The following is a 24450-nucleotide window of genomic DNA, read 5'->3' as shown; positions in this document are numbered from 1 at the left end:
AGCCCTCAAAGGTCAGGGGCTGGTTCAGCCGCGCGGGGCAGGTTTCGCACGTCGCTTTACAGGCCGCGCAGTAGCTGTCGCCCCCGTCGAAGGACCATTCGGCGCGGGCGCGGAGACGTTTTTTTCCTGTTCCAGCAGCAGACCCCTCGCGACATATTGGGTCTGGAAGGCTTCAAAGACCGGCCAGACCTCCAGCAAGGCGTCGATGTTGTCAGGCGTGACAGGCACGGCTTCACCCGCATCGTCGCCCACACCCTCCCAGGCCAGCACCGCACGGCGGGCGACGGATTTGGCCATGGCCAGCGCCAGCTCCTCCTGGGAGGCCTCCTCGGGCATGGCCTCGATGGCGGGATCGGCGCGGGCGGAGACCATCAGCGCGGTGGTCAGGGGTGCCACCTGCAAGCGCAGGCCGGGGGCAAGCTCCAGCCATTCAGGAGCGGCGGTCAGGTTCAGTCGGAGCATCAATAGACCTCGATGTCGTTGATCAGGGTTGCGGTGCACATGCGGGCGGGGCTGACGGCCTTCGCCGCTTGCCAGTCGAAGGTGGCCTGCACGCCCTGCGGCCCAGAAATCTCGATCCGGGGACGCGGTAGATAGACGGCGTGCACGGTGAAGGTGAAACTCTCGCCCGAGGGCAGGACATAGGCAAAGCTGATCTCGCACGGGTCACCGTTGATCGCCTGATCCACCAGCGTCTGGTCTGCAAAGCGCACCTCGATCCGGCCGGTCAGCGCGGCAATGGACGGGTCAGCCCCGTCGATCTTGCCATCGCTGCGGATGGTCTCGATCCGGTCGAGATTGTTGGCATAGGTGATTTCCGCTGAGACCACATTGCCCAGCGCGCTGCCATTCCGGCTGATCGCCCCGTTGAAATGGCCGAAGCGCTGCAGAGCCAGACCGGCGGGTGTGCCTGCGCTGGTGGCCGTGGCGATGGTCTCGCCTTGCGCCACCAACCGGGCGGTTGCCGTCAGCAGGCCAGAGCGCTGCACCTGCCAGGTCAGCTGATCCAGCACGCAGCCGGAATACATGGCAAAGCGCGGCACCTCGGGCATGGCAGTCTCGATGGACATTGATGGCAGCGTCCACGATCCGGACTGGAATTCATGGGTATAGGGTGCCGCCGCACCGGTGGTCGTGGGATCACCGAAGGCCGCCTTGAGCCAGAAGCCGAAGGCCTCGGCGTCGATTGGCACCACGACATCACCATCCGCCGTCACCGCATCCTTGATGGGCGCCAGCGGATCGCGACCGTAGCCCAGCAGTTCGCTGTTCAGCAGCGGCTGTTCCGATCCCAGCGACGTGCTGGCAAAGGGCATTTTGGTGAAACCGCCGACGGGCGGTGTTCCATAGGTCGTCTCGAACGCAAGCGCCATCTGCGCCCGCGCCCCTTGGGCTCGTGCCATGTCGTTCTCCTGAGTGTTGGGGTGTCAGGCCAGCGGATCGGCCGTTGAATAATGCAGCACCACCGGAATGACGGCTGCCTTCAGGGCCGCCGCGCCTTCCACGGGTAGATCGACCGGCTGCGGCGCTTCGGCCTCGGCCCAGTCGCAAAGCCCACCAAGGGTGCGGTCGGCGGTAATCGCAGCGCCGATGCTTGCGATCAGCGTGTCGAAGGCGGCGTCACGGTCAGTGCTCTGAACAACCGCTTCAATCTCGGCGCGGTGCTCATAGTGGTAGCGCAACGGCGAGAGCGTGACTTCAGGCTCCCCCGGTTCGCCATCGCGCAGGATTAGCAGACCATCGGCGGGGATGCGTTCGGGTAGCACTTCGCCGCGCAAGGCAGTGGCGTGCAACACTGAAAGCCGCGCGTGCAGCGCGGCGAGGATGGTTTCGCGAGGGCTGGGCATTGGTGTTTCCAGTTTCACCAAGGCCCCGAAGGCCTCAGCGGTTGCGGTCGGGTTTTGGACCCTGCAGCGCCGCCAGCTTTCCCGGCAGGTCGGACCGGCTGTGCAGGAAGTCGATGATGATCACCTGATCTGGATCCTCGATAAACACGATGAAGTGCTGACCGCAGCGCGCAAACCGCAGATCCTCGGCCAGATCCGGATCGATCAGACGGCGGCAATCCTGCGACAAGGCAGTGCCGGCCGCGATATCACGACATTTGGCGATCAGGTCTTCTTCATAGGCATCAGCTTGTCGCAGCCCGAAGGTCTCAAAGGTCCAGCGCGCGATGTCGATCAGAGAAGTTTCCGCCGCCCGCGTCAGCCGCCATGGCCTCGGCATCAGGACTTTTTCCGAGCACCAGCGAATGCGCGACGCACGGCGTCCTCGCCAGACCCTTCGGCCAGATCACCCCGTCGCGCGTCCTCAAGGCCGGACGTCAGGCGTGCACGCAATTCTCCCAGCTCGGTCTCCTCGCGTTCGAGCAGCCGCAGGCCTGCCCGCAAAGCCTCGGAGGCATTCTGATAGCGCCCCGACGCGACCAGCCGGTCGACCAGGTCGGATTGGGTGTCGGTCAGAACAACATTTCGCGTGGCCATATGCGCCTCCATGCTTGATGTTGGCAATATATGCCAACGCAGGACGCATGTCGACCACCGTCGTCAGATCCGGGGTTCAACCCAGTTCGCCACGATCAACCCCGGCACACTGTCGAGCGCCCGGTCTGCATCACGACCAAGGTTCAGCCGTTTCGGCAATTTCACCTGCGGCACCAACAGGAAGATAGGAGCGGTGACCTGGTTGCGGCCGGTTTTCGAGCGCGATGCCACCGCCTGGCCGCGTTTGTTGATGCGAGCGGTGTCAGCGACGAGCAGGCTCGGACCTCGGCGGCGATAGACGAAGCGCAGGCGCAAACCGCGCCGCCGCTCCCATTCGCCCGGGGTGATCCGACGACCGCGCAGGCCTCGGCCCGCAGCTTCGGTCGGGATCGCTAGGTAGAACCCTTCTTTCGAGCGGATCAGCGGGCCAGTGTCATGGGCGCCCACGATGACCGGGGCTTTGGACCAGACCAGCGCGGCGGCATCGAGGCTTTCGCCAGCGTGCGGGAAGGTCTGGTTGCGGATCGAGCCCGCGAGCCGTCGCCCGAGCCCCGCGCCAGTGATCTGCATACGCCACGAAGACATCAACTCGGTCCCGGCTTCGCGCATGGCTGCTGTGACGGCCTTTTCGCCTGCCTTCACCTCGGCGGCCATGGCGGCGACGAGATCGGGCGTGATGTCGACCATCAGTTTCATGCTGGGCGCAAGTCCACAGTCCAAACGAGCCGCTCGCGGTCGCGGACGGGCTCACCTTGGATAAGGAACGCGTCCCCGTCGATCTCCAAGCGGTCGCCGGGGCGCGGGTTCGCGATATCAGCCACGCGCAGGTCGATACGAGTGGTCTCGGACCAGAGCCGTGCATCGCCGAAGTCTGTGATCGCATCCGCCTGCCGGGACACGACGCGCACCAGCACGGGTGCGCCGCCATCGGAGGTATAAACCGCTTCTCGCCCGATATTTGGATCGGCGAACAGCGCATCAACCACGGCGGCCAACGCTGTCATCAGAACGCGGCGTTCAAACGGACGCGCCCCACAGTGTCACCGGCTCCGCCAGCAACGGCTTCGGTGGCAACGCCGATCAACGTGTTCGATGTGGCCACGCTTGTGGTGCGCTTGTTGGTGTCGTCCCAATAGACCTTCGCGCCGACGGTCCAGGCCTGCGAGCCAACCTTGGTGAGGTCGAACACGCCGGTCAGCGCGGCCTCCACGGGATCGTTCAGGGCTGCGTCTGCGGATGCGATGCCGAAGATGGAGCCGACGAGCAGGCCGTCGCCGGAGGTCACGGCATAGGGCGCGGTCAGGGTGATGATGTTGCCGGGCTGGACGTAGTTCTTCATTGCGGGATCCTTTGCAAACAAGAACAGGCGGCCCGATTGGACCGCCCGTCAGAGGTGAAATGTCAGGGATTGCCCGGTTTATGCCCCCGGGTTCTTGTAAAGGCCGCGCCAGTCGATGGCCTTGGCACCGAAGTCGAGGCGGCACTTGATCTCGACGCCGTCGACGTCAAAGCCGTTGCGCGTCTCGATGTATGCGCCCTGCTGACCCTCGAGATAGGCGTATTCGATGGTGTCGATCTGGTTCGGGCTGGCCGCCAGATACCAGGCGGTCTCGCTGGCGGCGTCAAGCCGGGGCTCGCTGATCGGCGCGAGGGTCCGGATCGATTGTGGCACGACGTTTGCGGTCGCGGCGGGCACGAGGTTCTGGGCGACCATCTGCTCCGCCTTCAGTTCCAACGAAGCAGGCACAATCAGGAACGCGGGCCGCACGTTCAGCACCGTTTTCTTGTCGAGCCCGGTCTGCTTGGCCAACGCCGCTCGCGCCGCGCCCACAGCATCGACCGCCAGCGCCGCGCCGGTCCCTGCGAGGTTCTTGTGGGTGGTGTGGAACAGCGCGTTGCCGTCGGCCATCGCCGGGTTGGCGGTGATGACGCCCCAGACGACGTCGGATTCCAGCTGTGCGATGGAATTGCCGTACATCGCAGGGATCCGGGTGAAGGCGTCGAGATCGTCGTTGATCAGCGTCTGGCGGGTAATCGCGACAACCCGGCCATAGGTCTTGACCTTGTAGCTCTCCTTGCTCTCGCCGAGCGTGCCGCGCTTGAACTCACCACTTTCGCCGACTTCCAGAAGCTGCGGGGCTTCGCCGAGCTGGACCCGGTGCATGGCCTTGAAGTCGGTCGCGAGCACCTGGCGGCAGAACAGCATGAAGGTCCGGGGATAAGCCTCGTAGGCTTGCCGCAGCGTCTTGTTGGTGACGGCCGAGAGGATCTCGGGGAAGTCCGACGTCGAATGCAGGGCACGCGTCGCCACCTCATCACGCGACAGGCCGCGGGTGTTCACACCCACATTGCCGAGGCTTTCGCGGGCCAGCTCCATCAGCGTCATGCCGCGATACTGGCGGGCGGCGTCTTCAAGCTGGAACAGTGTCGGGCTGTAGCGGTGCAGGAGTGCGTTGGCCACGGCGTCACGGCGGGTGATCTGCTCGTCACGGCCGCCCAGCGGGATCGACACCTGGCTGAAGGTGCGAGTTTCCTCGGATTTTGCGGCGACCTGATCGAGGATCAGGCGGCGGGCCTCACCGATATCGGTACCGCGCTTGACCAGATCCTCGGCAAAGCTGCGCTCGAGGTTCAGACGGCCCGCCAGATCGTAGATCGTGGACACGCGGTCGCGCTCGCCCTCACGGGCCCGGGTCGCGACAGCTTCGGTATCAGGTGCGACCGGGGTGTCGGGCTTCTGCACCTTCGGTTGGGTGCGGGTTTCGTTTGCTGCGACCTTCGGATCGGGTGCAGGCGTTTTCGGCTCAAGCATGGTGGTGTCCTCGGCAGCATTGGTGTCGCTGGGCTGGTCTTTGGCCTCTGCGGCCGGGGCGCTGGATTTGTCCGTCATCGGGATGGCTCCTGTGTTAATTGGTGGGACGTCCCGGCGATGAAGGACGCAAGTTGCAAGGTCGGATTGGGCGCGAAACCCTGCGGCGGGATCTGCCCCGACCGGCACGGCGGACACCTCGAAGGGCGTCCAGTCGACGGCGCGCCAAAGCTCGCGGGCGGCTTCGGGTTTCGAGACCTCGAAGCGGTGGACCTGATAGCCGATGGACACTGCGCGGATGTGCCCTGCCTGAATGTCCCGCCAGATCGGTTCGACATCTGCGCGTTCAGAGATGCGGACCTGCGCGATACCGCGGCCGTTTTCGACGCGGGCCGAGCCCGGCACGACCGAGCCTATCACGGCGTCGAGCGTGTCGACCTCGTGCACCTTCAGGAACGGTGCGCCTGCGTTTAGCCGGTCAAGCCGCACATGGGTTGGATCTAGGCTGAGTTCCTCGTCATAAGGCTCGCCGAACAGGGTCGACCGACGAACGCGCGCCCCCGCCGACCAGATCACCTCGACGGTGCGGGCGTCGGTATCGGCTGAGTTCGGCGCAAGCTCCGCCGACCGGCGCAGGGCCGGCAGTTCGATCATCGTGTCCATGTGTTTCAGTCCTGTTGGTCGGCGTCGGGCCGCGCCGCGTCCGTATCGGAATCGTCAGCCGGATCGCTCGCGAGGTCATTGGCCGTGTCGTCGTCGGCGGGATCGTTCGCCGGATCGCTTGTTTGGGCGCTTCCGGTCTTGGTGACGCGGCGCGGATCACTGTCGAGCACCAGCCCGAGGGCATCGAGCTTGGCGTTTGTGGCGGCGATTTCGGCCAGCACCGCGTCGGGGTTCCGGCCCTGCCGGGCGATCACCTCGGCCAGCGTCATGGTGCCGGACCGGATCGACAGCAGGTTCGCCATCGCATCCTTCTGCGGATCGACCGCCTCGAACTTCGGCGGCGACCATTCGACCGGCACATCCGGCGACGGGATCTGACCCGCCGCCCATGCGGCCTCGGTGAACCAGCGCCAGACCGGCGCGCAGAACATCGGGATGAACAGCTGCCACTGCACCGCGTCGATCTGGCGGCGGAACTCGACGAGCCCCGCCCGGATCGAGGAATAGTTGACCTGGCTGAGATCCCCAGTGAGCAGCTCGTAAGGCACCCGGAACCCGGCCGAGATGGTGTGCAGGCTGGCCCGCTTGTATTCGCCATAGCCGCCGGTGGCCGACGGCTGGTTGAACCGGATATCCTTGCCCCCGCGCGCATAGGCGATAAGGCCCGGTTCGAACTGCTCGACCCGGTTGCCATCGGCATCGACCACAGAGGGCGCGATGCCCTGCTGCGCCTCGTCATCGCCGAAGACGATGGCGGTCACGCAGGCCTCAGTTTTCTTTCGGACCAGTTCGGCAACCTCATAGTCGTCAAGATCGCGCAAGCTGCGGATCACCGGCGCGCCCCAGGGCACGCCGCGCGCCTGTGTGCGCTGCTTCTCATACACATGGGCGATCTCGCTGGCCGGCACCGGGCGGCTCTGCAGACCGTTCTGCATCGCGCCATAGGCATCGCCCGGATGTTCGGCGTGCAGCCAATAGGCCCGGCGCTTGCCGACCGGGTCGAACTCGATGCCTTGGACCAGACGTCCCGCGCCCATGGCGCCGGATTTCGTGGCGTCGAGGAAGTCGGCCTCCAGCGCCTGTAGTTGAAGCGGGACGGGCAGACCGTCGCTCGCCCGGCGCAGACGCCGGCGCACCAGGACTTCACCCGCTTCTACCATTTCGCGGCAGATCAGGGTTTGCAGACCATAGAAGTCGAGCTGGCCGTCCGCGTCAGCGGCGTCCGACCACCGGGCGAAGAGTGCATCTACCTTGCGGTCCAGCGTGTCATTGCCGCTGGCGGCGCGCGGCATGATGCCCGCGCCGACGATGTTGTTCACCAGCACCGCCACGGCCTTGGCCGCATGCGGGTTGTTGCGCACCAGATCGCGCATCCTGTCCCGCAGGAGCGCCCCGGCGATGCCGACTTCGGTGTCGGCGGAAGTTCCCGGCGCACGCCACCCCTCCGTCCGCCGCCCTTTGGCCGCGCCATCATAACCCCGCGTCAGGGTCTCGAACGCCTGCCGGGCCAGCACGCGGCGGGCCGCCGTGCGCGGTGCCACCGAGGCAATCGCATGGTCAAACCAGTTCGCCGACATCAGCGATCCCCACGCGAGAAGCCCGCGAGCCCAGCCACCGGCAGCGGTCGGCCGACGCCCGCGATCGCGCGCTCGATGGTGCGGATACGGGCGAGCAGATCCTCGGCCGAGCCGTAATCGACCGACTTGCCGTCATAGCTGACGCGCGTCGTGCCGCTGGCATAGGCACGGCGCAGCGCCGAAAGCTCGGCTTCCGTCCAGTGGGTCATGTCAAAACCATCCTCCACGCCGTCCAAGCCAGTCGGAGCGGCGCTTGCCTTGCGACGTCTGCGTTTGCCTGTTGATCTGCCCGGCGGGATCCGCAGAGCTGTCGGCGACCCCAAGTTGATCCTCGAGATCGCGCCATTTCTCGTCGGTCCAGCGATCGGCCCCCGCGATCCATGCAGCGGCGCGGGCATAGACCCGGCAATCCAGCGCCTCGTTGCGCTCGCGCAGCTTCTGCCATTCCAGCCGGGCGAAGCCGCGTTTCGTGCGCACGGTGACCAGCTGCTCGGCCACGAACTGCTTCAGCCATTCATTCTCAACCCAATGCGGCAGGTGGACCGTGCCGGGTGAGAATGCCGCGCCGTCGGCGCGTTCTTCGTCGGTCGGTCGTTCCAGCCGCAGAAACCGATAGGTCTCGGCTTTGAAGGTGGACACCGCCACGGTCCAGAGGCGAGCGCCGCGGCGCAGCCGCTTGCCACCTTCGGTCGCGTCCACATAGGTCGGCCCTGACACCGGGCTCGCGCGGTTGAAGCCTTCGACGCCTTTTACCGGCGCGACCTGCGCGAACCCTTGCGCCCGGGACCAGCCATAGACGGCGGGGGCCTCGTAGCCGGTGTCGATCGCGAGCCTCGCAATCTTCAGATGCGCGCCGCGTTCATGCGGCCACGTTCGACCGAGCAGGTCGGTCAACTCGCCCCAAGCCTCATGCCGGTCGGGCCCACCTTCGATGACGATGTGATCGACGAGCCAGCTTTCCAGACCTCGGCCCCAGGCCCAGACATCGACCTCGATCCGATCCTTCTGCACGTCGGCCCCGGCGGTCAGGAACAGCCCGCCCGCGGGGACATTGCCCGGTTTCCAGCGTTCGCGCCGGTCGTAGAGCCTCTGCCAGTCCGGCGCTTCCCCCGTCTCGACCCATGTCTCGCCGAGGATCGTGTTGCGGAACGCCTTGATCGCCTCGTCCGAGCCTTGCGCCGCGTCCCAGGCCCGCACGATCCGCTCCCAACTGAGCCAGCCAATCGGCGAGTAAAGCGCCGAAAGGTGATAGCCCACGGTATTGGGATCGGCCGCCGTGGCGGTTGCGCGCCATTCGCCCGCTTCCAGCATTGCCGTCTTGTGGTGTTCGGCGATGGGTGTCTCACAACCCTCACAGTGGTATTCTGCCGTTTCCGGCTGTCCCTTTTCCCAGCGGAGCCGTTCGAACTTCAGCCACTGCATCTGCTGACAATGCGGACATGGTACGAAGAACCGGCGTTGGTCACTGGCCTCGTAGTCACGTTCGATCCGACTCATCCCCCGAATGGTCGGCGTCGAGACCAGGAACACCTTGCGCCTATGGGCAAAGGTCAATGATCGTGCTTCGGCCAGGGTGACCGGATCGCCTTCCTCGTCGGCCGAGGCCGGATAGGCATCGACCTCATCGAGGAAGATGTACCGCGCCGGGGTCGAGCGGAGACCTACCGCCGAGTTCGCACCGGTCATGATCAGGATGCCGCCTGCGAATTCCTTCGACAGCATCGTATTGCCCGCGTCCCGCGAGCGCGCCGGTTTGACCCGCTCCCGCAGCTCCGGGCTTTCGTCGATCAGCGGGTCGATCCGCTGGCGCGAGTTGCGCTTGGCCAGTTCCACCGTTGGCTGGACCGCGAGCATTGGCCCCGGCGCCTGGTGGATGGCAAAGCCGATCCAGTTGTTCCCGGCCTCGGTGGCACCGACCTGCGCGGCCTTCATGAAGACGATCCGCTGTGTCGGATCACCCGGGCTCAGCCGATCCATGATCTCGCCCATGTAGGGTGTGCGGGCCGTGCGATACCGGCCCGGTTCGGCCGAAGCCCGGCCCGACAGCATGCGGTGCCGATCCGCCCATTCCGAGACCGTCAGGTCCGGATCGGGCGTGAGGCCAGCGCCCCAGGCGCGCAGGATTTCGGTCGCGCCCTCGAAATCCTCATCTGAGATCAGGTTTGACCTCGGCAAGGTCGTCGAGTTGGGCGCGGACATGTTTCTCCAGAACCTTCTGCATCGCGGCGGGCTCGACGCCTAAATCGGCCGCCATCAGCGCTGCCGCGCGAGCGGGCCAGTTGACCCAGATGTCGCGCTCCTGCCGCGCCAGCCGAAACACCAGCGACAGCGCGCGGGCGCGGTCGATCAGTTCGCCTTTCAGCTTCTGCAGGCGGAGGCGGCGTTCCTGCGCCTTCAGCACCTCGTTGGCCGTCTTGGCCTGCAGGAAGGTGGTCCCGCCCCCCACTGGCGGGGCAGACATTCCCTGTTCGCGCAGCGTTTCGCCGACAGCTGAGACCGCCGCCTCCGGGACGGGTTTGAGCTTCGGCGTCGGTGCCTTGCGGGTTTTCGACGGGTCGGTTGCCTGCGCTCGCAGCGCATCGCTCGCCTCCGCGTCGATACTGCCATCGGAATGCAGAACCACGCGTCCCGTTGCCTTGGCCTTCTGGATAGCTCCGCGTGAGAGACCGACGCGGGCGGCGTATTGGCGCTCGCTCAGACCCTCCATGAAAAGCTCCGATTATCATTCAAAATCATGTGCTTATGTAGTTGATAAGCCTCCGCACCAGAGCGAACTTGGTTCCACGAAAACGATGCAACTCACCACGGAGCCGCCACTATGACCCGCCTGAACCCCCAGACAACGCCCCGCCACCAACTTCGCGCCGAGAAGGCTGCGCGGAACAAGGAAGCAGCGCTCAACGCCTTCATCGGCAAGAAGGCCGAGATCGACGAGATGCTCGCCCGGCTCCAGAGCCTCAGCGACGACCATTTCAACTGCCACCCCGACGAGGCGGGCTGGGCGATGGTCGGCACCCTTGAGCATTACGCCAGCCTCCTGAAGCGCATCACCGACAGCGCCTTCAGCGAAGGCGAGCACGCGGAGTGAGCACCATGGAAACCAGCACCATCCGAATGCCGATCCGCAAGCTACCCGATCACTTCGACCGAAGCCGTATCACCACTGTCCTCGACGAAATCGAAAGCGCCCTGATGGACGACGGCGGCGTTTATGTCCGCGCCTACGCTGACAGCATGACCATCACCATCGAGGTGCCGACCAATCAGCTGATTGATGCGGCCGCCTGCCTGAAGGACCTCGCCTTGATCTGACCTTGGGAACCCACCCCGAACTCCGGCCGCGCCGTTGCGCGGCTTGGGGTCGTAGAAGACCGCGACGGTCGCGGTCCGAACACGGAGACGACCCCATGACCAAGCTTTCCGACACCCAGACAATCATCCTGTCCCGCGCGGCCCAGACCGAGGACCGCATTGCCCTGCCGCTGCCTGACAACCTGCGCGGCGGGGCCGCCGCCAAAGTGGTCAGCGCGATGCTCGCAAAAGGCTTCCTCGAAGAGGTCGACGCCGACATGCGCAACGGTGAACCCGTCTGGCGCGAGACGGGCGACGGTCACGGCGTCACGCTGATTGCCACCGACGCAGGGCTTGCCGCCATTGGCATCGAGACTGACAGCGCGGAGACCACTCCGGCCGAGGACTCCGCACCCAAGATGCGCACACCGCGCGAGGGTACGAAGCAGGCCAAGCTGATCGCCATGCTGCGCGCCGAGAGTGGCGCGACCATCGAGGAAATCGTGGCCGCACTCGATTGGCAAGCTCACACCGCGAGGGGGGCAATGTCCGGCGCGCTGAAAAAGAAGCTCGGCCTGACGATCACCTCGGAAAAGATTGATGGACGAGGCCGCGTCTACGCTATCCGCGACTGACGCACACGGTCCAATTCACAGATGACCGCCGTCTCCTAGGGGCGGCGGTTTCTCATTTGGCGTTTCGCATCCGGATCGCCTCGAACAAGCGGCGCAGCGCGAAGGACCGCGCTATCGCTACCACGGTGAAGATCGCGCCCATTTTCAGGTTCTGCGCCAGCGTCGTGTGCAGCCCGAAGATCGGGAAGATCAGGATCTGCGTCACGACTGCCACGCCGTAGCCGACAAATACGTTGGCGACGGACTCGAACAGCGACATGAGGCGCGACTGCTTCATCCCGCCGCCTTATCCATCGGCCAGCAGTTCAGCCGCGAGAGTTCGCAGCGCATACGCCGCAACCAAGGGGACCACGCCGTTGCCACAGAGGCGAAGCCTGTCCACCCGGTGGGCCAACCCATCAGCGCCTCGACGAACAGCGGGTTCAAGGTCCGGCGCTGCTCGGAGATATCGCTCCCAGCCACCTGCGTCGCCAGGACCTGGCGGCCAAGCAGGCCGTTCACTGGCGTGTTCGCCAATGTTGTCGCCCCGTCCTTGTGATCGCGCGCCGTCGGCGTCATCCAGATGCGGCTGGCATAGGTCAGATCGGCCGTCTTGCGGTTGCCCGCGCTCGGTTTGCAGCCATCGTTCGCCATCGGCGTCGGCCAGTCCCGCGCCATGCCGTCCAGACCCTTCTCGTGTTTCCGGTCTCCGCCCCGGCTCCGGAAGCTGTCGGACTGCGGCGTCGGCCACATCGCTGCACTCGTTGCCAGGTTCATCCCATGCTTGCCTGCTTCTTGCGAGGGCGTTGGTTTCGTCTGCCGGTTCTCGTTCGCACTTGCCCTCGGCGTCGGCCACATTCGCAGCATCTCCGTCCGGTTGCCGCCACTCGAGCGGGTTCCAGAGCAAGCGCGCGGGGTCGGCCAGCTCGCAGCCTTCGCGGATGGCGAGGATGAACAGCCGCTCGCGTTTGTGGGGCGCACCGACTTCCGCCGCTGTAAAGAGGCCCGCCGCAAGGCGGTAGCCCATGCCGACCAGTCCGCTGGCGACTTCGGGGAAGCCGAGGCGCAGATGATGGGCGACATTCTCGAGGAAGACGAAGGGCGGCTCGCATTCACCGATGATCCGGGCGACGTGCGGCCAGAGGTGGCGTGGATCTTCGGTACCAAGGCGTTTGCCCGCAACCGAAAACGGCTGGCACGGATATCCCGCAGTGACGATGTCCACCGCGCCGCGCCAAGGGCGGCCGTCGAAGCTGGCAACGTCGTCCCAGACAGGTGCCGGATCCAGGGCCGCGTCTTCCATCCGCGCCACGAGAGTGGCTGCGGCGAAGGTTTCCCGTTCGACATGGCCCACAGTTCGATATCCGGGGATGGCAATGGTGAGCCCGAGGTCGATGCCGCCTGCGCCGGAACACAGAGAGAGGCCGAACAGGCATGCGTCTTCAGTTCCGGAAGTGCGCCCGGAGGAAGGTAGAGCCAGGTCATGCATTGCCTCAGGCTGCGGATTTGCGGTCGCGGGCGGACCCGGGTTCGCCGTTTGCGGCCGGGACATCGGCGGGGACGTTAGCGTTTTCACCCAACCGCTCAGTTCTAACCTGAGCGAAGGTCCGGCCATCACCGTCCAGGATCACCTCGCGCCCCGTGTCGGCCTGCCAGCGTTCGACGGCAACGTCGATGTAGGCCGGACTGATTTCCATCGCGAAGACGCGGCGACCATTGGCTTCACCGGCCATGATCTGCGAGCCGGAGCCGCAGAACGGCTCGTAGCAGAGACCGCCGCGCGCCACGTGCTGCCGCATCGGAATGCCGAACGCGTCGAGCGGTTTCGGCGTCGGATGATCGGGCCGGTCCTCCTTGGCAAAGCTCGGCAGCGCCCATGTGGACGGCAGCGTTTCCTCGGCCACCTTCGGCGGGCGGTTGGGGCGGCGCCAACCCATGAAGCAGGGTTCGTGTTTCCAGAGGTAGTGCGACCGGGTTAGGACCCCGCGGTCCTTCACCCAGATGATCTGCTGGTGGACGAAGGCCCCAGCCTTCTCCCAGCAGGCTTCCAGCATCGCCTGACGCCGCGAGGCGTGCCAGCAATACCAGGCGGCATTCTCGGCGATGGCTTCCGCCACTGCCGCCGCGATGAAGCCGTCGTAGAGTTCCGCGCCCTGCGAACTGTCGTCCCAGGTCGTGCCGTAGGATGCCGACCAGTCCTTGTTCCGCGTCGGATGGTTCGAGCCATCGTAATCGACAAGATACGGCGGATCGGTCGCAAACAGGATCGCCCGCTCGCCATCTGAGAAGCCGACCAGCGACAGGTCGTAATCCTCGGCGAGCAGGTCGTTGAGCTCGGCCGACAGCAGAGCTTCATCCCAAGTGCCGAGTTCCGTGAGCTTATTATCCGCGATCCGATAAGCGCGCCGCTGCGCCTCGGTCAGATGGCCAAGAACGATCACCGGCGCTTCGGTTAGCCCGAGTTGCGCCGCCGCCAGCACCCGGCCATGGCCCGCGATCAACTCGCCGTCGTCCGCGACGAGGCACGGCACCGTCCAGCCGAACTCGGCCATGCTCGCCGCGATCTTCGCGACCTGGTCCGCGCCATGCGCCTTTGCGTTTTTTGCATAAGGCTGGAGCTTGGCCAGCGGCCAGGTCTCGATCGCGTCCGGGGCAAAGCTGAGCGTCATGATGTCGGTTCGCCTCAATGGGGTGGATACCCTGGACTCCGGACACCGGGAGCCAGCCTGGACTCCGCAAAGGGTCCAGCGGCCGCCGGGGTGTCCGGTTCCAAGAGTTTGTTTTGTTGTGGTTTTCAGAAGATTGCGGGTGGATGCCCGCCGGGGTGGCTTCCCAAAAAACCGGCCCTGTCGCTGGCGATATTGCGCGCTTCGCCCGCCAGCATACGAAAGTGGCCCAGAAGGAACCAAGAATTCAATGCGTTAGCCGATTGGACCCCGGCTGGACCCTTCGCCGGACCCCGGAAGCCAGCTGCGAGGCCTCTGCCTGCGCGCTCCTCTCCCGAGTATATCCAATTTGTAGCCTCTCAGCCGGAAACTGTAACCCGTTGCGATGTCTCACTGAAAATTCTGTCACAGGACGATTTTTCTTGACAGGTTGTTCGCGTTCTCGACCACGAAACGCCGTGACCGCTTTGAAGGCGGCACGCGACCATTGAGCCGCCAAGTGATCAGCGCCAGGCCGTATTGCCAATGGCGGTTGGCCGCCGGGCGGCTGATCCCCATCTCCCAGCAGATCCGCTTCCACGGCGTGCGTTCGGCCCGCAGCCAGACGATCCGGGCATCATCCCGTTCCAGCCAGCGCAACCAGAGCAATGCCTCCTCGGCCTCAGAGATCTGGCGCGGTCCCGGCCGGGGCCGCCGCATCTGCGGCTCCTGACCAACCTTGTCCGCGAAGCTGTGGAAATACTCGGGCCATGCGTTGAAGAAGCCCTGCGGCATGACGCCGGGCAAGGTGCGGAAGACGTCGGCCGCACTCTCCAGCCGGTCCTCCACGCGCGCTGTGGTCCACTCAGTCATGGCGCACCTCCCGGTTTTGTTTGCCGTACAGGCGTTCGCCAAGCTGCCGCACCAGTTCGCGTTCGGGCCAGGTCAACCGGTCATCGTCGATGGCGACGGCCAGCAGGCCTTGCTCTTTCCAGCCGTCGCGTTTGACCTCATCGGGCTGACGGCGATGGCCGCCATAACCCTTGGGCGTGAAGCGCATTCCGGTCATTGGAAATGCCCCCACCGCTTGCCGTTGATGATGTCATCAACTGTCTGGCGAGAGACACCGAAACCGCTGGCTGCTTCCCGTCTTGGAATGCCCAAGGCATGCATCTTGCGGATGGCGAGTACGCAGACTTCATCGAGCTTCGACTGGCCATTCCTTGAACCACGATTGTGCGTGCCATGTAGGACTGTGTCCGCCATGTTCTCACGTTGCGTTGCCCAACGCAGGTTCCAAGGTTGGTTGCCGTCACGACTGCCGTCGCAATGGGCAACCACGTGACGTTTCGTAGGTGGTTGTCCGAGAAATGCCTTTGCGACAAGTCGATGAACTGGAATGCTTTTCTTTCGATTATTCCGCCAAAGCTGAACGTAGAGATACTGGTTCTGCGAGTTTGTCCATGGCTTGAGCGGGCGACCAGCGCGCGTGCCTTTGCCGGCAAGCGCCCGCCGTACATGACCATCCTCGGAGATTTCATATTCCGGCCAATCTGGAATTGTGCGCCATTCTGCGTTGAAATCCATCATGCCAAACCTCCATTCGTTTCAATCGCCCAGAACAGGATGGCGATGGCGTCAGCCTCATTGTCGTCGGCAGGGCTGAAACCTCGGGCGCGCGCCGCGTCAATCATGGCCTGTTTCGGCGCATTGCCCTTTCCAGTTGCGTGTTTCTTGATGGTGCCGACGGGGACGCCCTGATAAGGGATGCCCCGCAATTCAGCCCAACTGGTCAAACTGGCCATGAGGCCGCCAAAGACATGGGCTGCGTCGGTGCCCGCGTGGCGGCGGACTTCCTCGAACCAGATGGCGGCGATAGGACCGGACAACCGCTCCAGCTCACCCAGCCAGTTCGTGAAGCGCAGGTATCGCATCCCACCGCCATCGAACCGTCCATTGCGGAAGGATGCGGTGCCGCTGGTGATCAGCCCATCGGCGCCATGCAGGGCCCAGCCTGTTGTCGTGCCGAGATCGAGCGCGAGCAAGGTGCGCTGGCGGGTAAACGCAGGTGGCACGTTCTGGACGGCGTTCTGATTGGGGTTGGTCATGGTCTGGTCCGCCATGGGCTTTCTCCTTTTGTGATTGGCTGCTCGAGGGATGGAACGGGTCAGACTTCGACCCGAGGAATTGCCCAGGGGTAGGTGGTGGCTCTCCCCGCCTGTAGCGGGGAGGACACCTACCCCTTTAGGGGGGACTTTTCTGAAATCTGAAATCTGGCACAGGCCACTGATTTTGTTGAGCAAATCCAGATTTCGGAGCAGATTTCGGAAACCCCCTTCCAAAATCTGGAAAGGACCTTCCAAGCCCCTGAAACCAAATGGAAAAAGCCAGATTCCAGATTTCGCCAGGATTTCAGATTTTGCAAAATCTGGCCAGATTTCGGAATTCTGCACCCAGATTTCGGAGGACAAAACGGCGTGTTTCATCATGCGTCCTCCACCTCGCGATAGACCCAGACGGACGGATTTTCGACGGGCAGAACGGCACCGGTCTGTGGGCATTTATAGTGGCTGGGCAGGACATCGATCAGCTCCGGTGTGACCTCTCCGGTGTCGGGATCGACATGCTCCAGGCTGGTCGCCAGACGCATGGTCTCGACGCAGAGATAGCCGTATTTGTTCCGCTCGGTCGCCAGATCCAGCGCAGTCGCAGCGGCCCCGCGAACGAACTTCACGTAGCCTTTCGTGGTCAGCACGTTCAGGCGTTCGCGGATGATCGATTGCCCGCCAAGACCCCCGGTGTTCTCGAAGGTCTCCGCGAAATGGGTCATCGTGTACATCCGACCCTGAAGGGCCTCATGGTACAGCAGGCCGCAGATCACCTCGCCCTTTCGGTCCCGCTCGGCATCATGTTTCGCGCCGACCTCCTGGCGGACGAGGCGTTCGTTCATCGGGTTGATCTCGACCCATTGGCCAGCGACCTTGTCGATCACCTTGGGCGGCAGCGCGGGTCCATTGCGCAGCTCGATCTCCAGTTTTCGTTGCGGACAGTCTTCGTCGGGCCGATGCAGGATCAGGCCGGAGGTGTAGAAGCCGCGCAGGGCACTGGCGCCGGAGAGCGCGAGGAAGGGATCGTCCTTCACCTGCTGCTTGCTGAGCTTCTTGGTGTGATGGATCAGGATAACCCCGCAGTCGGGGTCGATGTGGTCGCGCAGAACCTCGACCCTTTCCTTCAGGAAAAACATCATGGCGGTGTTGTCGTTTTCGCCGCCACCATCGGGACCGCCGTCAAAGAGGTTCCGGATCGGGTCGACGCAGAGGATGTCCACTGGAGCCTCCGGGAACGCGGTTTGCACGGCGCGGGCAACCTGAACGCTGCCCTCATTGTCGAGCAGCATCTTCAGCTTCGGCGTTGCTACGAAGGTTTCCCTCGCAGCGGCCAACACCTCTGGCGGCAGGGCGATCTGCTTCAAGCGTTCGCGCAGATAGTGATATTGGATCTCGGCCTGCAGATAGAAAATCCGAAGCGGCCGTGGCGGCGTGAAGCCGAGGAACGGCACGCCAGCGGCCATGTGGACGAGCCACGAGATCAGCAGATCGCTCTTACCGACCTTCGGCGCGCCGCCCAGCACCAGAAGCCCGCCCGGCGTCAACACCCGCGGTGCGATGATGTCCTCCGGCATAGGGCTTTGGTCGTCCAGCAGCGCGCCGAGCGTGAAGGCGGGCATCTCGACGGGGCCCGGTGCGCCGGAATCCAGTCGGATCAGGGGCGGTCCGTATTTCTCGACATGCCGCTCCCAGAGCCGCTCGGACTCGCGCTTGAGCCGTTCCACTGGCCACTGGGGCCGCAACATCGCGGCGTTGTAGCCGCAGATACCTTCCCAACCCTCGTCCTTTGTCATCCGGCCCTCGTGGACCATGCGGATGAAATGACCGATTGCCGCTGATGCCCCCGCGAAGCGGGACCAATCGTCCTGCGCGCCCTCGCGCACCGGGGTCACCAGCACATTGTCCATGGCGGGCTTGTCAGGATGGCTGAACTCGGGTTGCAGGGACACGCCCGGCGCGGGCGGCATGTCGGTCACAGCCTCTACGAACTCGGCCAGATCGCGTTCGCGGTCGGCATTCAGCTCGACGATCCGCACCTGCGTCTTGAGACTATTCTTGTAATAGACTGAACCCGCGACCCGGATTGGCTGGTGGGCGGAGCGGAAATGCATGTCGCCACCGACCTTGGCCGCGATGTCGCCGCGCAGACGGCAGACACGGGCGATGTCGTCGCCCTCGGCGGGCTCGGACAGCATCCACCAGATGTGGGCTTTGCGCTGCCCCTCAGGTGTCATACCACCGCTTTCCACCACCATGGTCGGTGCGCCGAGATGGCGCTCCAGATGGGTGCGCTTGGCAGCGATGTCACCGGTGTCGAGATCGACCACGACGGTTTGCATCTGCAGGATTTCCGCGGCCTTGGCCTGACCGGGTGCGGCCACGGTGCCGGGGATCACGTAGACCGCTGCGCCTTCCCGCGACGCCCATGTGGCGAAGGTCGCCATCTTCTCCGGCGCGGCCAGGTCGGCATCGAGCCAGATGTTATGCGGGCGGCCATCGATGCCCTGACCCTTGTCGATGAAACTGCGGACCGGGATCAGGCCATCGCAATAGCCGAAGACGACCTGCATGAACTGGGCGATCTGTTCGGGATCGGGCTCGTCGCCGAAAGGATCGGCTTGCGGCGCGGCGTCGTTGAAATCGCGCCACGGGTTGAAATGGACGATGTTTTCCTTTGGCGTTTCTGGCGTTGCGTCGTGGCGCATGGGTGTGTCCTGGTCGGGATCTGATGGATCGGTGGGCTCGTCGGTCATGCTCAGGGCTCCGCCCGTTCGCGGCTGAAACGCTCCACTGGAGCGTTTCCAGAGACGCCGCTCACCTCCCAACACCGCTCGGCGTGGGCGCAGAACCGGCATTCGAAGAAGTCGCGATTGGCCGCGATGCGCGGCAGCAGTTCACCTGCGTCGGTGGCCTGCAGGATCCGCACTGCGCGGTCGGACATGCGCTGCGCCAGGTCGGCATCGAAGGGCACCAGCTCATGGTGCAGCTCGGCGGTGTCCTTGTTGATCGCCGTGAACAGCGCCGGTGCCGTCGAAATTTTCGGCACCGAGGGTTCCATGTAGGCTTGGTAGATTGCGATCTGGGCGGCATAGACAGGCTTGGAAATCGTGACGCCGTCCTTGACGCAGGCCCGCCAGTTCTTCGCGTTCATGGTCTTGCATTCCCAGAGCGCGGGAACACGCATGCCAAGCGCCGCCGGGGCTGAGGCAATGATCCCGTCGACATGGCCCCGGATGCGACCACCCGCGACGGAAAAGCCGAACTGGCCACCATCGCGTTTCTGGGTGACCAGATCGATCCCAGCGGCCCGCAGCCAGCGGATCGCCAGATCCTCGAGTTGATGACCAATCGCGAAGATCCGGAGCGTCTGCCCGCTGAAATCGGCACCCTCATCCTTCGGCGCACCGGCAAACTCGAATTGCAGCGCGCGTTCGCAGGCGTGTCCCAGACGGGACGCGCCGAGATAGGTCCGGGGCGGCGTGGCCTCGCGCTCGGCGATGAGGGCTGCATCGACCAGAGTGTTGATCCGCTCGGCCATGGAGGGACGCGGGTTGAAATTCAGCATCAGAACGGGATCTCATCTTCGAGCGCAATCTCCGCCATCTTGACGCGGAACGCTTCGACGGTGATCACGATCAGACGATGCATGTCGTTCTGGGTCAGCTGGGCCAGCGGCCGGTCCCAACCGATACGCTCCATCTCTGGGCCGAGCGCGCGCATCACGGCAGGCAGCGCCTGCGTTTCCTCTTTCGTAAAATCGACCATGCTCAATCCTTTCCGAGCTTTGAGTGTGAAAGCCGCCTGGCAGCCCATTGAGCAGAACCAGCGGCGGTTACGGTGAGCGCGCGGCCGGTTGGGATCGAACCAGCCGAAACCCCGTGTTCGGGATGTGCAGACGGCACAGAGCAGCGGGCGCGGATGCCAGAGGCGATCAACGCTCGGTCGATCCGAAGCCGCCTTGGGCGCGGATAGGATTTGCGCGACATGGCTCACGCGGCCCTCTGCCGCCTGGCTCGATTGGCCCGCGCCACATTTTCGGAGAGCGGAATCCAACGGCAATTGTGAGATGAATAGCCGCCGCGCGGATCAATCCGGTCTATGCTGAGATCATCCGCATAGCCGTGCGCCAGAGCCCAGCCGTAGAACTGGACCGGCTTCTCCCGCCATTGTCGACAAACGCGAATTCCGCGCGCGCCGTAGCGCGGGAAATCCTTGCTGTTGGGATTGTGGCACCGTGCCAACATCCCACGACGAATGTTCTCGAGCCGATGTCCGGTCATCCCGTGGGTCCGCCGTGAAGCCGCAATGAGGACCCGGGTCGCGCAACCACAACTCTTGACGGTCCCTCTGCGCAAACGGCTGCCATCCTTGATGGTCAGCCTTCCACATTTACAGCGGCACAGCCATTTTGGTCTCGGTGAAGCGCCGAAGCGCTCCACCACTGTCAAAAGGCCAAACCTCTGTCCTGTCATGTTGATCGCAGGCATCGGCATAGTCAGTCCGCCCACGAAGGTCGCCCATGCGGAGCCGGTGCTTGTGCCTCGTACGCCGTTTGATGCGCAGCAGAGGCAAAGCCTGGAGCTCCCGATGGTGCCGTCACCACCGGCGCCGTTCCCATGACCTGCGCATAGTCGCGATGGTCAGGCGTGACGGCGCTGCGGATCTCGTTCTTGTCGTCACCGCTGGCGTCGGTGCCGATGTCGATGCGGGCGATGAACTCGATCCCGTCGAGATCGGCAAAGCCGCTGATGCGCCGCGCGGCCTGCGCCTTGGCCGACATGTCCTTGTCGGAAATCCCGCGCGCCGAGTTCAGCATGCCGCGCACCAGGCTGCGGCCCATGTTGGTCCAGTCGGGCCCCTTCGGGCTGTAGAGCCCGATCAGCGTGAAGATCTTGCGCCGGGCATATTGCCCCTCGGTCACGGTGAACTCACCGTTGAGATAGACAGCCCCGGTGGAGCCGCGGGTGGCATAGCCACCGGTCCAGCCCTGCGAGGCATCATCGAAGCCGCCCGGGCGGATGGTCAGGCGCACCTTGGCCAGAGTGCCCTTGGGGATGAGGTTGGTGTTGCTCTGCGCGTCGTTGAAATCGTTCCAGGAACCCATGGGGAACCTCCTTTTTCTGATCAGGATTGCGGTTGGGATTGGTCGGCATCGGCCGGGTCGGCGGGTGGCGGGGCATAGGTCAGGCGATCCGACGCCGGGGTCGTGGGCGTTCGGATTTTCGCCATCAGGCGGCCGAGATGGGGTTCTTCGACTTGGGCCAGGCGACCGGAGCGATCCTTGGCCGGAAAGTTCCAGGGGTTGATCGTCTGGCAAACGAAGGCGCGATACGGATCGCCGCCGTCGGCCTTCAGCTCAGCCATGGTGATCACTTCATCGACGATCCCCGGCAGCTCTAAGCCGGTCTTGGAGCCATCGATTTGCGGCTGAAACACCTTGCGATTGAAGTCGTCGAGCTTCTCGTCAAGGATCCCGACGAACCAGACGTTCTTGGCGCGCGTGTGCTGCAGATGGGTGAGCCAGCCGATCATCTCGCGGCCGTGCAGGCCGTAGGCACCCCGGACGTCTGGCTTGCCGGTCTTCTCCGACAGCGCCTCTGGCTGGCCCTTGCACCACCCGAAGCACAGCCGTCCCGCGACGGTGATCGAGTCCACGAAGATCGTGTCGTAGCGGTCCAGTGCTGTCGGATCGCCAAAACGGTCGCAGACCGCCTTGTAATGGGCCGGGCTATAGGGCTGCTCGTCGCGCAGCGCCGGGTTGGGCCCGCCGATGAACACCGCGAAATCCCGGCATTCCGCCCATGTGCGCGGCCGGATGCTGTCGCCCGTCCAGCCTTCGATGGCCAGATCGCCCGCTTCGAGATCCATGAACAGCGTGAGCTTGGGATCGAGGGTCCACAGAAGGGAGGTTTTCCCAATTCCACTTTTCCCTAAGATGCAGCCCTTGATGCCGCGCGGCTCGGCCAGCCGCTGGTCGGCGCTGATGATGGGGAGGCTCACTGGTCGGCCTCCTGCGCGAGGATCTCGACCTTCAGCGTGCCGGGCCGGACGGTGCGCGCATGCTCGAAACCCTGCCGGATGGCCTCGGGCCAGGCGGCGTATTTGCGCTCCGGCACCTTGTAGGCGAGATCGACGTATTCGGCCGGGTCGTCCCCGGCAGCGCGGATCCGCGCGACCATGTCGGCCAGTCGGTCCTGGTCCCAACCGACCCGCTTCGGCAGATCAGCCACCACGGTAAAATCGCCGTCGTCGAACCGGACGGTGCCGGTGTCTTTGCCTGCGGCTTGGCGTTCCTCGGTGGCGCGAGTGGCGTAGCGAACGGCCAGTCCAGCATCGAAGCGGGTCTTGGCGGCCTTGTCGCGCTTCAGGCGCTCGTCGATCTCGCGCTGCAGGATTGCCAGCAGCTCGACCGGCAGGGCTGCGATCTCAGCGGCGCTGAGGGACGGCAGATCGTCCAGCGTAGGTGTGTTCTCGGGGAATGGCATGAAATGGTCTCCGTGATCGGTGAAAAAGGATTGGAATGCAGGCATCACGCGGCAGCCCTGCCACTCGAACCGGCGGCGTCGCAGGGCTGCCCCTGTTCCGCGAGCAGTAGCTCGGACAGCGAGACGGCAGCGGCCTTCGGCTTGGGTCGGGCGACGGCGATGTAGGCGAACTGATCCGGGCCTATGCGCTCCTGCACGAGATGCACGAGACCCAGTTCAGCGGCCCAGAAGGCCCGCGATCCAAGCCTGCCCAACTCGGCCCGCACCGCATCCGACAACCCTGAAAAAACAGGGAAGATGTCGAGCACCAGAAAGCCGCGATGGTATTCGAGCCGGTCGCCGGGAACGGCCTGCGCCACCCAGGCACAGAACTGGATCTCGGAAAGCGGTCGGCTGGCGCGGACCGTGATGAAGGGTGTGGTTCCCATGATCATGATCTCCTCCTTTCGCCTCTACTCAGGCCGACGCGACATCGTCCCAGCAGGGGCCGAGGCCGCTTCGGCGTCAGTGATTGATGCGTTGTGCAGGTCGTCCGGCTGACCCGTGTCGGCGTCGGCGTAGACCGCCACGAGGGGCGTCCCGTCCTGATGGGACCCGGCATTCTCGATGCGGTATGCACGCTGGTTCTTCAGGATTTCCGGCAGCTCCCAGCGGCGGTAGAGGCCGGGGATGCGCGTGAGGTCTGCGGACAGGAGGTCGGCTTTGCGGATCATGCTGGTCGACTTTCGGTTTGAGTGGGGCGCGCGGTGGCGTCTGAATGGGAAAAGCCACCGCGCGGCAGGGATCGGGACATCCGGTCAGCGAAATTCTTGCAGGGCGTCGCGCAGACGCCGGGTTGCCCGCTGATAGCGTTTGCGCGTCGCCGCCTCGGATAGCCCCATCTCGGATGCGACCTCAGCCTGCGAGAACCCGTCGACGGCCACGCGGATCACCAGATCAGAATCCTTGCCGACGATGCGGACGAGATCGCGGTGGAGCAGTGCAGAGCTGGCGTTGGCTGACGCCTGATCGTCAGTTGGGATTTCGTCGGGATCGGCCTCGCTGCGCAGGCTCTGGTGCCTGTCCTTGCGTTGACGCGTTCTGATCAGGTCCCGCTCGATGTTCCGCAGAATGGTTGCCGCGATCCAATTGACGCGCTGCATATCCAGACCCCGAATGGCCTCGGACGCCCGGGCCAGGATTTCGGATGCAACCTCGTCGCCGGTGCCGATCCTGCGCCAGATCGATCTGCGCCGAACGGCATCCAGCCCCGGCCAGAGCGCCAGCAGCATCAGCGTCAGGGCACAATCGGAGACCGCGCCGCCGGACTGCGCGGCCGCGACCAGTGCAACCAGCAACCGGTTTTTGTCGTCTGGCGCACGGCAACCGACATGCAGCGTGTCCAGCAAAGCGGCGGGATCAGCGAAATGCGCGAGCGGTTCGCTGTTGCGACGAAGCGCTTCGAAGTTCCTTTGAAAGTTGAGAGTTGAAGAAGACAACATGAGGTGATCACGGATCTCGTGCCACGCGATGGACATTGGACGCCTGCCTTGCGGCCAGGCGTCCAGCGCCTTGTCGTGGCCAGGTCAGGACGTCGTGCGTCTCTGCGATTTCAGGAAATTGGTAAGATGCGCGCCTCAGCGCGCGGGAGATTGCGCCTGGTTCAGCGTGCCGCAGCCGCGACACGTGGCCTGAACCGGAAAGCCCACGAGATATTCGGTAACCACGCCATTGATACCGCGGCCTATGCGGCTTGACTGGCTGTCTCGGTGGGCCGCGGCACCCAGTTCCAGGGC

33 protein-coding genes and 1 pseudogene are annotated in these 24450 nt (G+C 64.5%); 3 read left to right on the top strand and 31 right to left on the bottom strand.

The features are described from left to right. Positions 1-24 precede the first annotated feature (24 nt). From CFP68_RS16145 to CFP68_RS16085, 13 genes are all read right to left on the bottom strand, one after another. Positions 25-462, bottom strand: coding sequence for a hypothetical protein (locus CFP68_RS16145; RefSeq protein WP_099827984.1), 438 nt, complete (start codon positions 460-462; stop codon positions 25-27). After that, a complete protein-coding gene (locus CFP68_RS16140; RefSeq protein ID WP_099827983.1) occupies positions 462-1403 on the bottom strand; it encodes a phage tail tube protein in 942 nt (313 codons plus the stop codon). The genes CFP68_RS16145 and CFP68_RS16140 overlap by 1 nt, the downstream gene beginning before the upstream one ends. Before the next feature lie 24 nt (positions 1404-1427). Next, the gene (locus tag CFP68_RS16135) at positions 1428-1847 is read right to left on the bottom strand and encodes an acyl-CoA transferase (protein ID WP_099827982.1); all 420 of its coding nucleotides are present in this window, start codon (positions 1845-1847) and stop codon (positions 1428-1430) included. A gap of 34 nt (positions 1848-1881) precedes the next feature. Then, positions 1882-2226, bottom strand: a complete 345-nt coding sequence (locus tag CFP68_RS16130) for a type II toxin-antitoxin system RelE/ParE family toxin (protein ID WP_099827981.1) — start codon at positions 2224-2226, stop codon at positions 1882-1884. Continuing rightward, entirely contained in the window at positions 2226-2483 is a 258-nt protein-coding gene (locus tag CFP68_RS16125) for a type II toxin-antitoxin system ParD family antitoxin (protein ID WP_099828038.1), read from the bottom strand. Before CFP68_RS16125 ends, CFP68_RS16130 begins: the two co-directional genes overlap by 1 nt. Positions 2484-2546: 63 nt before the next feature. Then, the gene (locus tag CFP68_RS16120; RefSeq protein ID WP_099827980.1) at positions 2547-3179 is read right to left on the bottom strand and encodes a DUF6441 family protein; all 633 of its coding nucleotides are present in this window, start codon (positions 3177-3179) and stop codon (positions 2547-2549) included. Then, positions 3176-3487: a head-tail joining protein gene (locus CFP68_RS16115; RefSeq protein WP_099827979.1), complete on the bottom strand. Its 312-nt coding sequence runs from the start codon at positions 3485-3487 to the stop codon at positions 3176-3178. Before CFP68_RS16115 ends, CFP68_RS16120 begins: the two co-directional genes overlap by 4 nt. Continuing rightward, positions 3487-3822 carry a DUF2190 family protein gene (locus tag CFP68_RS16110; protein WP_099827978.1) on the bottom strand — a complete coding sequence of 112 codons (336 nt, stop codon included), beginning with the start codon at positions 3820-3822 and terminating at the stop codon, positions 3487-3489. Before CFP68_RS16110 ends, CFP68_RS16115 begins: the two co-directional genes overlap by 1 nt. Before the next feature lie 78 nt (positions 3823-3900). Beyond that, positions 3901-5955 carry a prohead protease/major capsid protein fusion protein gene (locus tag CFP68_RS16105; protein ID WP_099827977.1) on the bottom strand — a complete coding sequence of 685 codons (2055 nt, stop codon included), beginning with the start codon at positions 5953-5955 and terminating at the stop codon, positions 3901-3903. Positions 5956-5960: 5 nt separating this feature from the next. Continuing rightward, complete coding sequence (locus CFP68_RS16100) at positions 5961-7532, bottom strand: phage portal protein (RefSeq protein WP_099827976.1); 1572 nt, start codon at positions 7530-7532, stop codon at positions 5961-5963. Then, positions 7532-7741 carry a phage head-tail joining protein gene (locus tag CFP68_RS16095; RefSeq protein ID WP_099827975.1) on the bottom strand — a complete coding sequence of 70 codons (210 nt, stop codon included), beginning with the start codon at positions 7739-7741 and terminating at the stop codon, positions 7532-7534. Before CFP68_RS16095 ends, CFP68_RS16100 begins: the two co-directional genes overlap by 1 nt. Before the next feature lies 1 nt (position 7742). After that, positions 7743-9731, bottom strand: coding sequence for a phage terminase large subunit family protein (locus CFP68_RS16090; protein WP_193825235.1), 1989 nt, complete (start codon positions 9729-9731; stop codon positions 7743-7745). Further along, complete coding sequence (locus CFP68_RS16085; protein WP_099828037.1) at positions 9679-10239, bottom strand: hypothetical protein; 561 nt, start codon at positions 10237-10239, stop codon at positions 9679-9681. The genes CFP68_RS16090 and CFP68_RS16085 overlap by 53 nt, the downstream gene beginning before the upstream one ends. Positions 10240-10350: 111 nt before the next feature. Between CFP68_RS16085 and CFP68_RS16080 the strand changes: the two genes are divergently transcribed. From CFP68_RS16080 to CFP68_RS16070, 3 genes are all read left to right on the top strand, one after another. Then, on the top strand, positions 10351-10620 hold the full coding sequence (locus CFP68_RS16080) for a hypothetical protein (RefSeq protein ID WP_099827974.1): 270 nt from the start codon (positions 10351-10353) through the stop codon (positions 10618-10620). A gap of 5 nt (positions 10621-10625) precedes the next feature. Continuing rightward, on the top strand, positions 10626-10844 hold the full coding sequence (locus tag CFP68_RS16075; protein WP_099827973.1) for a hypothetical protein: 219 nt from the start codon (positions 10626-10628) through the stop codon (positions 10842-10844). A gap of 95 nt (positions 10845-10939) precedes the next feature. Beyond that, on the top strand, positions 10940-11458 hold the full coding sequence (locus tag CFP68_RS16070) for a DUF3489 domain-containing protein (RefSeq protein WP_099827972.1): 519 nt from the start codon (positions 10940-10942) through the stop codon (positions 11456-11458). A gap of 52 nt (positions 11459-11510) precedes the next feature. On the opposite strand, the gene CFP68_RS16065 is transcribed toward CFP68_RS16070, so the two are convergent. The 18 genes and pseudogenes from CFP68_RS16065 to CFP68_RS15990 all read right to left on the bottom strand — a co-directional run bounded on the left by CFP68_RS16065 (position 11511) and on the right by CFP68_RS15990 (position 24192). Next, entirely contained in the window at positions 11511-11735 is a 225-nt protein-coding gene (locus CFP68_RS16065; RefSeq protein WP_099827971.1) for a DUF7220 family protein, read from the bottom strand. Then, entirely contained in the window at positions 11732-12214 is a 483-nt protein-coding gene (locus CFP68_RS18515) for a hypothetical protein (protein ID WP_241524133.1), read from the bottom strand. Before CFP68_RS18515 ends, CFP68_RS16065 begins: the two co-directional genes overlap by 4 nt. A gap of 202 nt (positions 12215-12416) precedes the next feature. After that, positions 12417-12926 (bottom strand): annotated as a pseudogene (locus CFP68_RS18510) (DNA cytosine methyltransferase); the annotation flags it as partial. 4 nt (positions 12927-12930) lie between these two features. Continuing rightward, positions 12931-14106 carry a site-specific DNA-methyltransferase gene (locus tag CFP68_RS16055; RefSeq protein ID WP_099827969.1) on the bottom strand — a complete coding sequence of 392 codons (1176 nt, stop codon included), beginning with the start codon at positions 14104-14106 and terminating at the stop codon, positions 12931-12933. 402 nt (positions 14107-14508) lie between these two features. Next, positions 14509-14955, bottom strand: coding sequence for a DUF6362 family protein (locus CFP68_RS16050; RefSeq protein WP_099827968.1), 447 nt, complete (start codon positions 14953-14955; stop codon positions 14509-14511). Then, on the bottom strand, positions 14948-15151 hold the full coding sequence (locus tag CFP68_RS16045; protein ID WP_099827967.1) for a hypothetical protein: 204 nt from the start codon (positions 15149-15151) through the stop codon (positions 14948-14950). Before CFP68_RS16045 ends, CFP68_RS16050 begins: the two co-directional genes overlap by 8 nt. After that, positions 15148-15672, bottom strand: coding sequence for an HNH endonuclease (locus tag CFP68_RS16040; protein WP_099827966.1), 525 nt, complete (start codon positions 15670-15672; stop codon positions 15148-15150). The genes CFP68_RS16045 and CFP68_RS16040 overlap by 4 nt, the downstream gene beginning before the upstream one ends. Beyond that, a complete protein-coding gene (locus CFP68_RS18670; protein ID WP_338152820.1) occupies positions 15669-16571 on the bottom strand; it encodes a hypothetical protein in 903 nt (300 codons plus the stop codon). Before CFP68_RS18670 ends, CFP68_RS16040 begins: the two co-directional genes overlap by 4 nt. Then, the gene (locus tag CFP68_RS16030) at positions 16568-18943 is read right to left on the bottom strand and encodes an AAA family ATPase (protein WP_099827964.1); all 2376 of its coding nucleotides are present in this window, start codon (positions 18941-18943) and stop codon (positions 16568-16570) included. The genes CFP68_RS18670 and CFP68_RS16030 overlap by 4 nt, the downstream gene beginning before the upstream one ends. Before the next feature lie 2 nt (positions 18944-18945). After that, positions 18946-19755: a hypothetical protein gene (locus CFP68_RS16025; protein ID WP_099827963.1), complete on the bottom strand. Its 810-nt coding sequence runs from the start codon at positions 19753-19755 to the stop codon at positions 18946-18948. After that, complete coding sequence (locus CFP68_RS17975) at positions 19755-20183, bottom strand: DUF6511 domain-containing protein (protein ID WP_145953467.1); 429 nt, start codon at positions 20181-20183, stop codon at positions 19755-19757. Before CFP68_RS17975 ends, CFP68_RS16025 begins: the two co-directional genes overlap by 1 nt. Further along, positions 20180-20470, bottom strand: coding sequence for a hypothetical protein (locus CFP68_RS17970; RefSeq protein WP_145953466.1), 291 nt, complete (start codon positions 20468-20470; stop codon positions 20180-20182). Before CFP68_RS17970 ends, CFP68_RS17975 begins: the two co-directional genes overlap by 4 nt. A 215-nt stretch (positions 20471-20685) precedes the next feature. Continuing rightward, complete coding sequence (locus CFP68_RS16015) at positions 20686-21294, bottom strand: hypothetical protein (protein WP_099827961.1); 609 nt, start codon at positions 21292-21294, stop codon at positions 20686-20688. Positions 21295-21314: 20 nt separating this feature from the next. Further along, complete coding sequence (locus CFP68_RS16010; protein ID WP_099827960.1) at positions 21315-22190, bottom strand: ATP-binding protein; 876 nt, start codon at positions 22188-22190, stop codon at positions 21315-21317. Further along, a complete protein-coding gene (locus tag CFP68_RS16005) occupies positions 22187-22675 on the bottom strand; it encodes a hypothetical protein (RefSeq protein ID WP_099828035.1) in 489 nt (162 codons plus the stop codon). Before CFP68_RS16005 ends, CFP68_RS16010 begins: the two co-directional genes overlap by 4 nt. Before the next feature lie 44 nt (positions 22676-22719). Next, the gene (locus CFP68_RS16000) at positions 22720-23109 is read right to left on the bottom strand and encodes a hypothetical protein (protein WP_193825234.1); all 390 of its coding nucleotides are present in this window, start codon (positions 23107-23109) and stop codon (positions 22720-22722) included. An 18-nt stretch (positions 23110-23127) separates the two neighbouring features. Further along, on the bottom strand, positions 23128-23388 hold the full coding sequence (locus tag CFP68_RS15995; protein ID WP_099827959.1) for a hypothetical protein: 261 nt from the start codon (positions 23386-23388) through the stop codon (positions 23128-23130). Between the two features lie 84 nt (positions 23389-23472). Continuing rightward, entirely contained in the window at positions 23473-24192 is a 720-nt protein-coding gene (locus CFP68_RS15990) for an RNA polymerase sigma factor (protein WP_099827958.1), read from the bottom strand. Between the last annotated feature and the right edge of the window lie 258 nt (positions 24193-24450).

This window comes from Oceaniglobus indicus, assembly GCF_002751875.1.
Lineage (GTDB): Bacteria > Pseudomonadota > Alphaproteobacteria > Rhodobacterales > Rhodobacteraceae > Oceaniglobus > Oceaniglobus indicus.
This window is presented reverse-complemented; position numbering and strand designations above follow the sequence as displayed.

Coding starts and splice junctions, on each gene's coding strand:
- CFP68_RS16145 (WP_099827984.1), bottom strand. CDS start 462: ATGCTCCGACTGAACCTGACCGCCGCTCCTGAATGGCTGGAGCTTGCC.
- CFP68_RS16140 (WP_099827983.1), bottom strand. CDS start 1,403: ATGGCACGAGCCCAAGGGGCGCGGGCGCAGATGGCGCTTGCGTTCGAG.
- CFP68_RS16135 (WP_099827982.1), bottom strand. CDS start 1,847: ATGCCCAGCCCTCGCGAAACCATCCTCGCCGCGCTGCACGCGCGGCTT.
- CFP68_RS16130 (WP_099827981.1), bottom strand. CDS start 2,226: ATGCCGAGGCCATGGCGGCTGACGCGGGCGGCGGAAACTTCTCTGATC.
- CFP68_RS16125 (WP_099828038.1), bottom strand. CDS start 2,483: ATGGCCACGCGAAATGTTGTTCTGACCGACACCCAATCCGACCTGGTC.
- CFP68_RS16120 (WP_099827980.1), bottom strand. CDS start 3,179: ATGAAACTGATGGTCGACATCACGCCCGATCTCGTCGCCGCCATGGCC.
- CFP68_RS16115 (WP_099827979.1), bottom strand. CDS start 3,487: ATGACAGCGTTGGCCGCCGTGGTTGATGCGCTGTTCGCCGATCCAAAT.
- CFP68_RS16110 (WP_099827978.1), bottom strand. CDS start 3,822: ATGAAGAACTACGTCCAGCCCGGCAACATCATCACCCTGACCGCGCCC.
- CFP68_RS16105 (WP_099827977.1), bottom strand. CDS start 5,955: ATGGACACGATGATCGAACTGCCGGCCCTGCGCCGGTCGGCGGAGCTT.
- CFP68_RS16100 (WP_099827976.1), bottom strand. CDS start 7,532: ATGTCGGCGAACTGGTTTGACCATGCGATTGCCTCGGTGGCACCGCGC.
- CFP68_RS16095 (WP_099827975.1), bottom strand. CDS start 7,741: ATGACCCACTGGACGGAAGCCGAGCTTTCGGCGCTGCGCCGTGCCTAT.
- CFP68_RS16090 (WP_193825235.1), bottom strand. CDS start 9,731: ATGTCCGCGCCCAACTCGACGACCTTGCCGAGGTCAAACCTGATCTCA.
- CFP68_RS16085 (WP_099828037.1), bottom strand. CDS start 10,239: ATGGAGGGTCTGAGCGAGCGCCAATACGCCGCCCGCGTCGGTCTCTCA.
- CFP68_RS16080 (WP_099827974.1), top strand. CDS start 10,351: ATGACCCGCCTGAACCCCCAGACAACGCCCCGCCACCAACTTCGCGCC.
- CFP68_RS16075 (WP_099827973.1), top strand. CDS start 10,626: ATGGAAACCAGCACCATCCGAATGCCGATCCGCAAGCTACCCGATCAC.
- CFP68_RS16070 (WP_099827972.1), top strand. CDS start 10,940: ATGACCAAGCTTTCCGACACCCAGACAATCATCCTGTCCCGCGCGGCC.
- CFP68_RS16065 (WP_099827971.1), bottom strand. CDS start 11,735: ATGAAGCAGTCGCGCCTCATGTCGCTGTTCGAGTCCGTCGCCAACGTA.
- CFP68_RS18515 (WP_241524133.1), bottom strand. CDS start 12,214: ATGAACCTGGCAACGAGTGCAGCGATGTGGCCGACGCCGCAGTCCGAC.
- CFP68_RS16055 (WP_099827969.1), bottom strand. CDS start 14,106: ATGACGCTCAGCTTTGCCCCGGACGCGATCGAGACCTGGCCGCTGGCC.
- CFP68_RS16050 (WP_099827968.1), bottom strand. CDS start 14,955: ATGACTGAGTGGACCACAGCGCGCGTGGAGGACCGGCTGGAGAGTGCG.
- CFP68_RS16045 (WP_099827967.1), bottom strand. CDS start 15,151: ATGACCGGAATGCGCTTCACGCCCAAGGGTTATGGCGGCCATCGCCGT.
- CFP68_RS16040 (WP_099827966.1), bottom strand. CDS start 15,672: ATGATGGATTTCAACGCAGAATGGCGCACAATTCCAGATTGGCCGGAA.
- CFP68_RS18670 (WP_338152820.1), bottom strand. CDS start 16,571: ATGATGAAACACGCCGTTTTGTCCTCCGAAATCTGGGTGCAGAATTCC.
- CFP68_RS16030 (WP_099827964.1), bottom strand. CDS start 18,943: ATGACCGACGAGCCCACCGATCCATCAGATCCCGACCAGGACACACCC.
- CFP68_RS16025 (WP_099827963.1), bottom strand. CDS start 19,755: ATGCTGAATTTCAACCCGCGTCCCTCCATGGCCGAGCGGATCAACACT.
- CFP68_RS17970 (WP_145953466.1), bottom strand. CDS start 20,470: ATGACCGGACATCGGCTCGAGAACATTCGTCGTGGGATGTTGGCACGG.
- CFP68_RS16015 (WP_099827961.1), bottom strand. CDS start 21,294: ATGGGTTCCTGGAACGATTTCAACGACGCGCAGAGCAACACCAACCTC.
- CFP68_RS16005 (WP_099828035.1), bottom strand. CDS start 22,675: ATGCCATTCCCCGAGAACACACCTACGCTGGACGATCTGCCGTCCCTC.
- CFP68_RS16000 (WP_193825234.1), bottom strand. CDS start 23,109: ATGATCATGGGAACCACACCCTTCATCACGGTCCGCGCCAGCCGACCG.
- CFP68_RS15995 (WP_099827959.1), bottom strand. CDS start 23,388: ATGATCCGCAAAGCCGACCTCCTGTCCGCAGACCTCACGCGCATCCCC.
- CFP68_RS15990 (WP_099827958.1), bottom strand. CDS start 24,192: ATGTCCATCGCGTGGCACGAGATCCGTGATCACCTCATGTTGTCTTCT.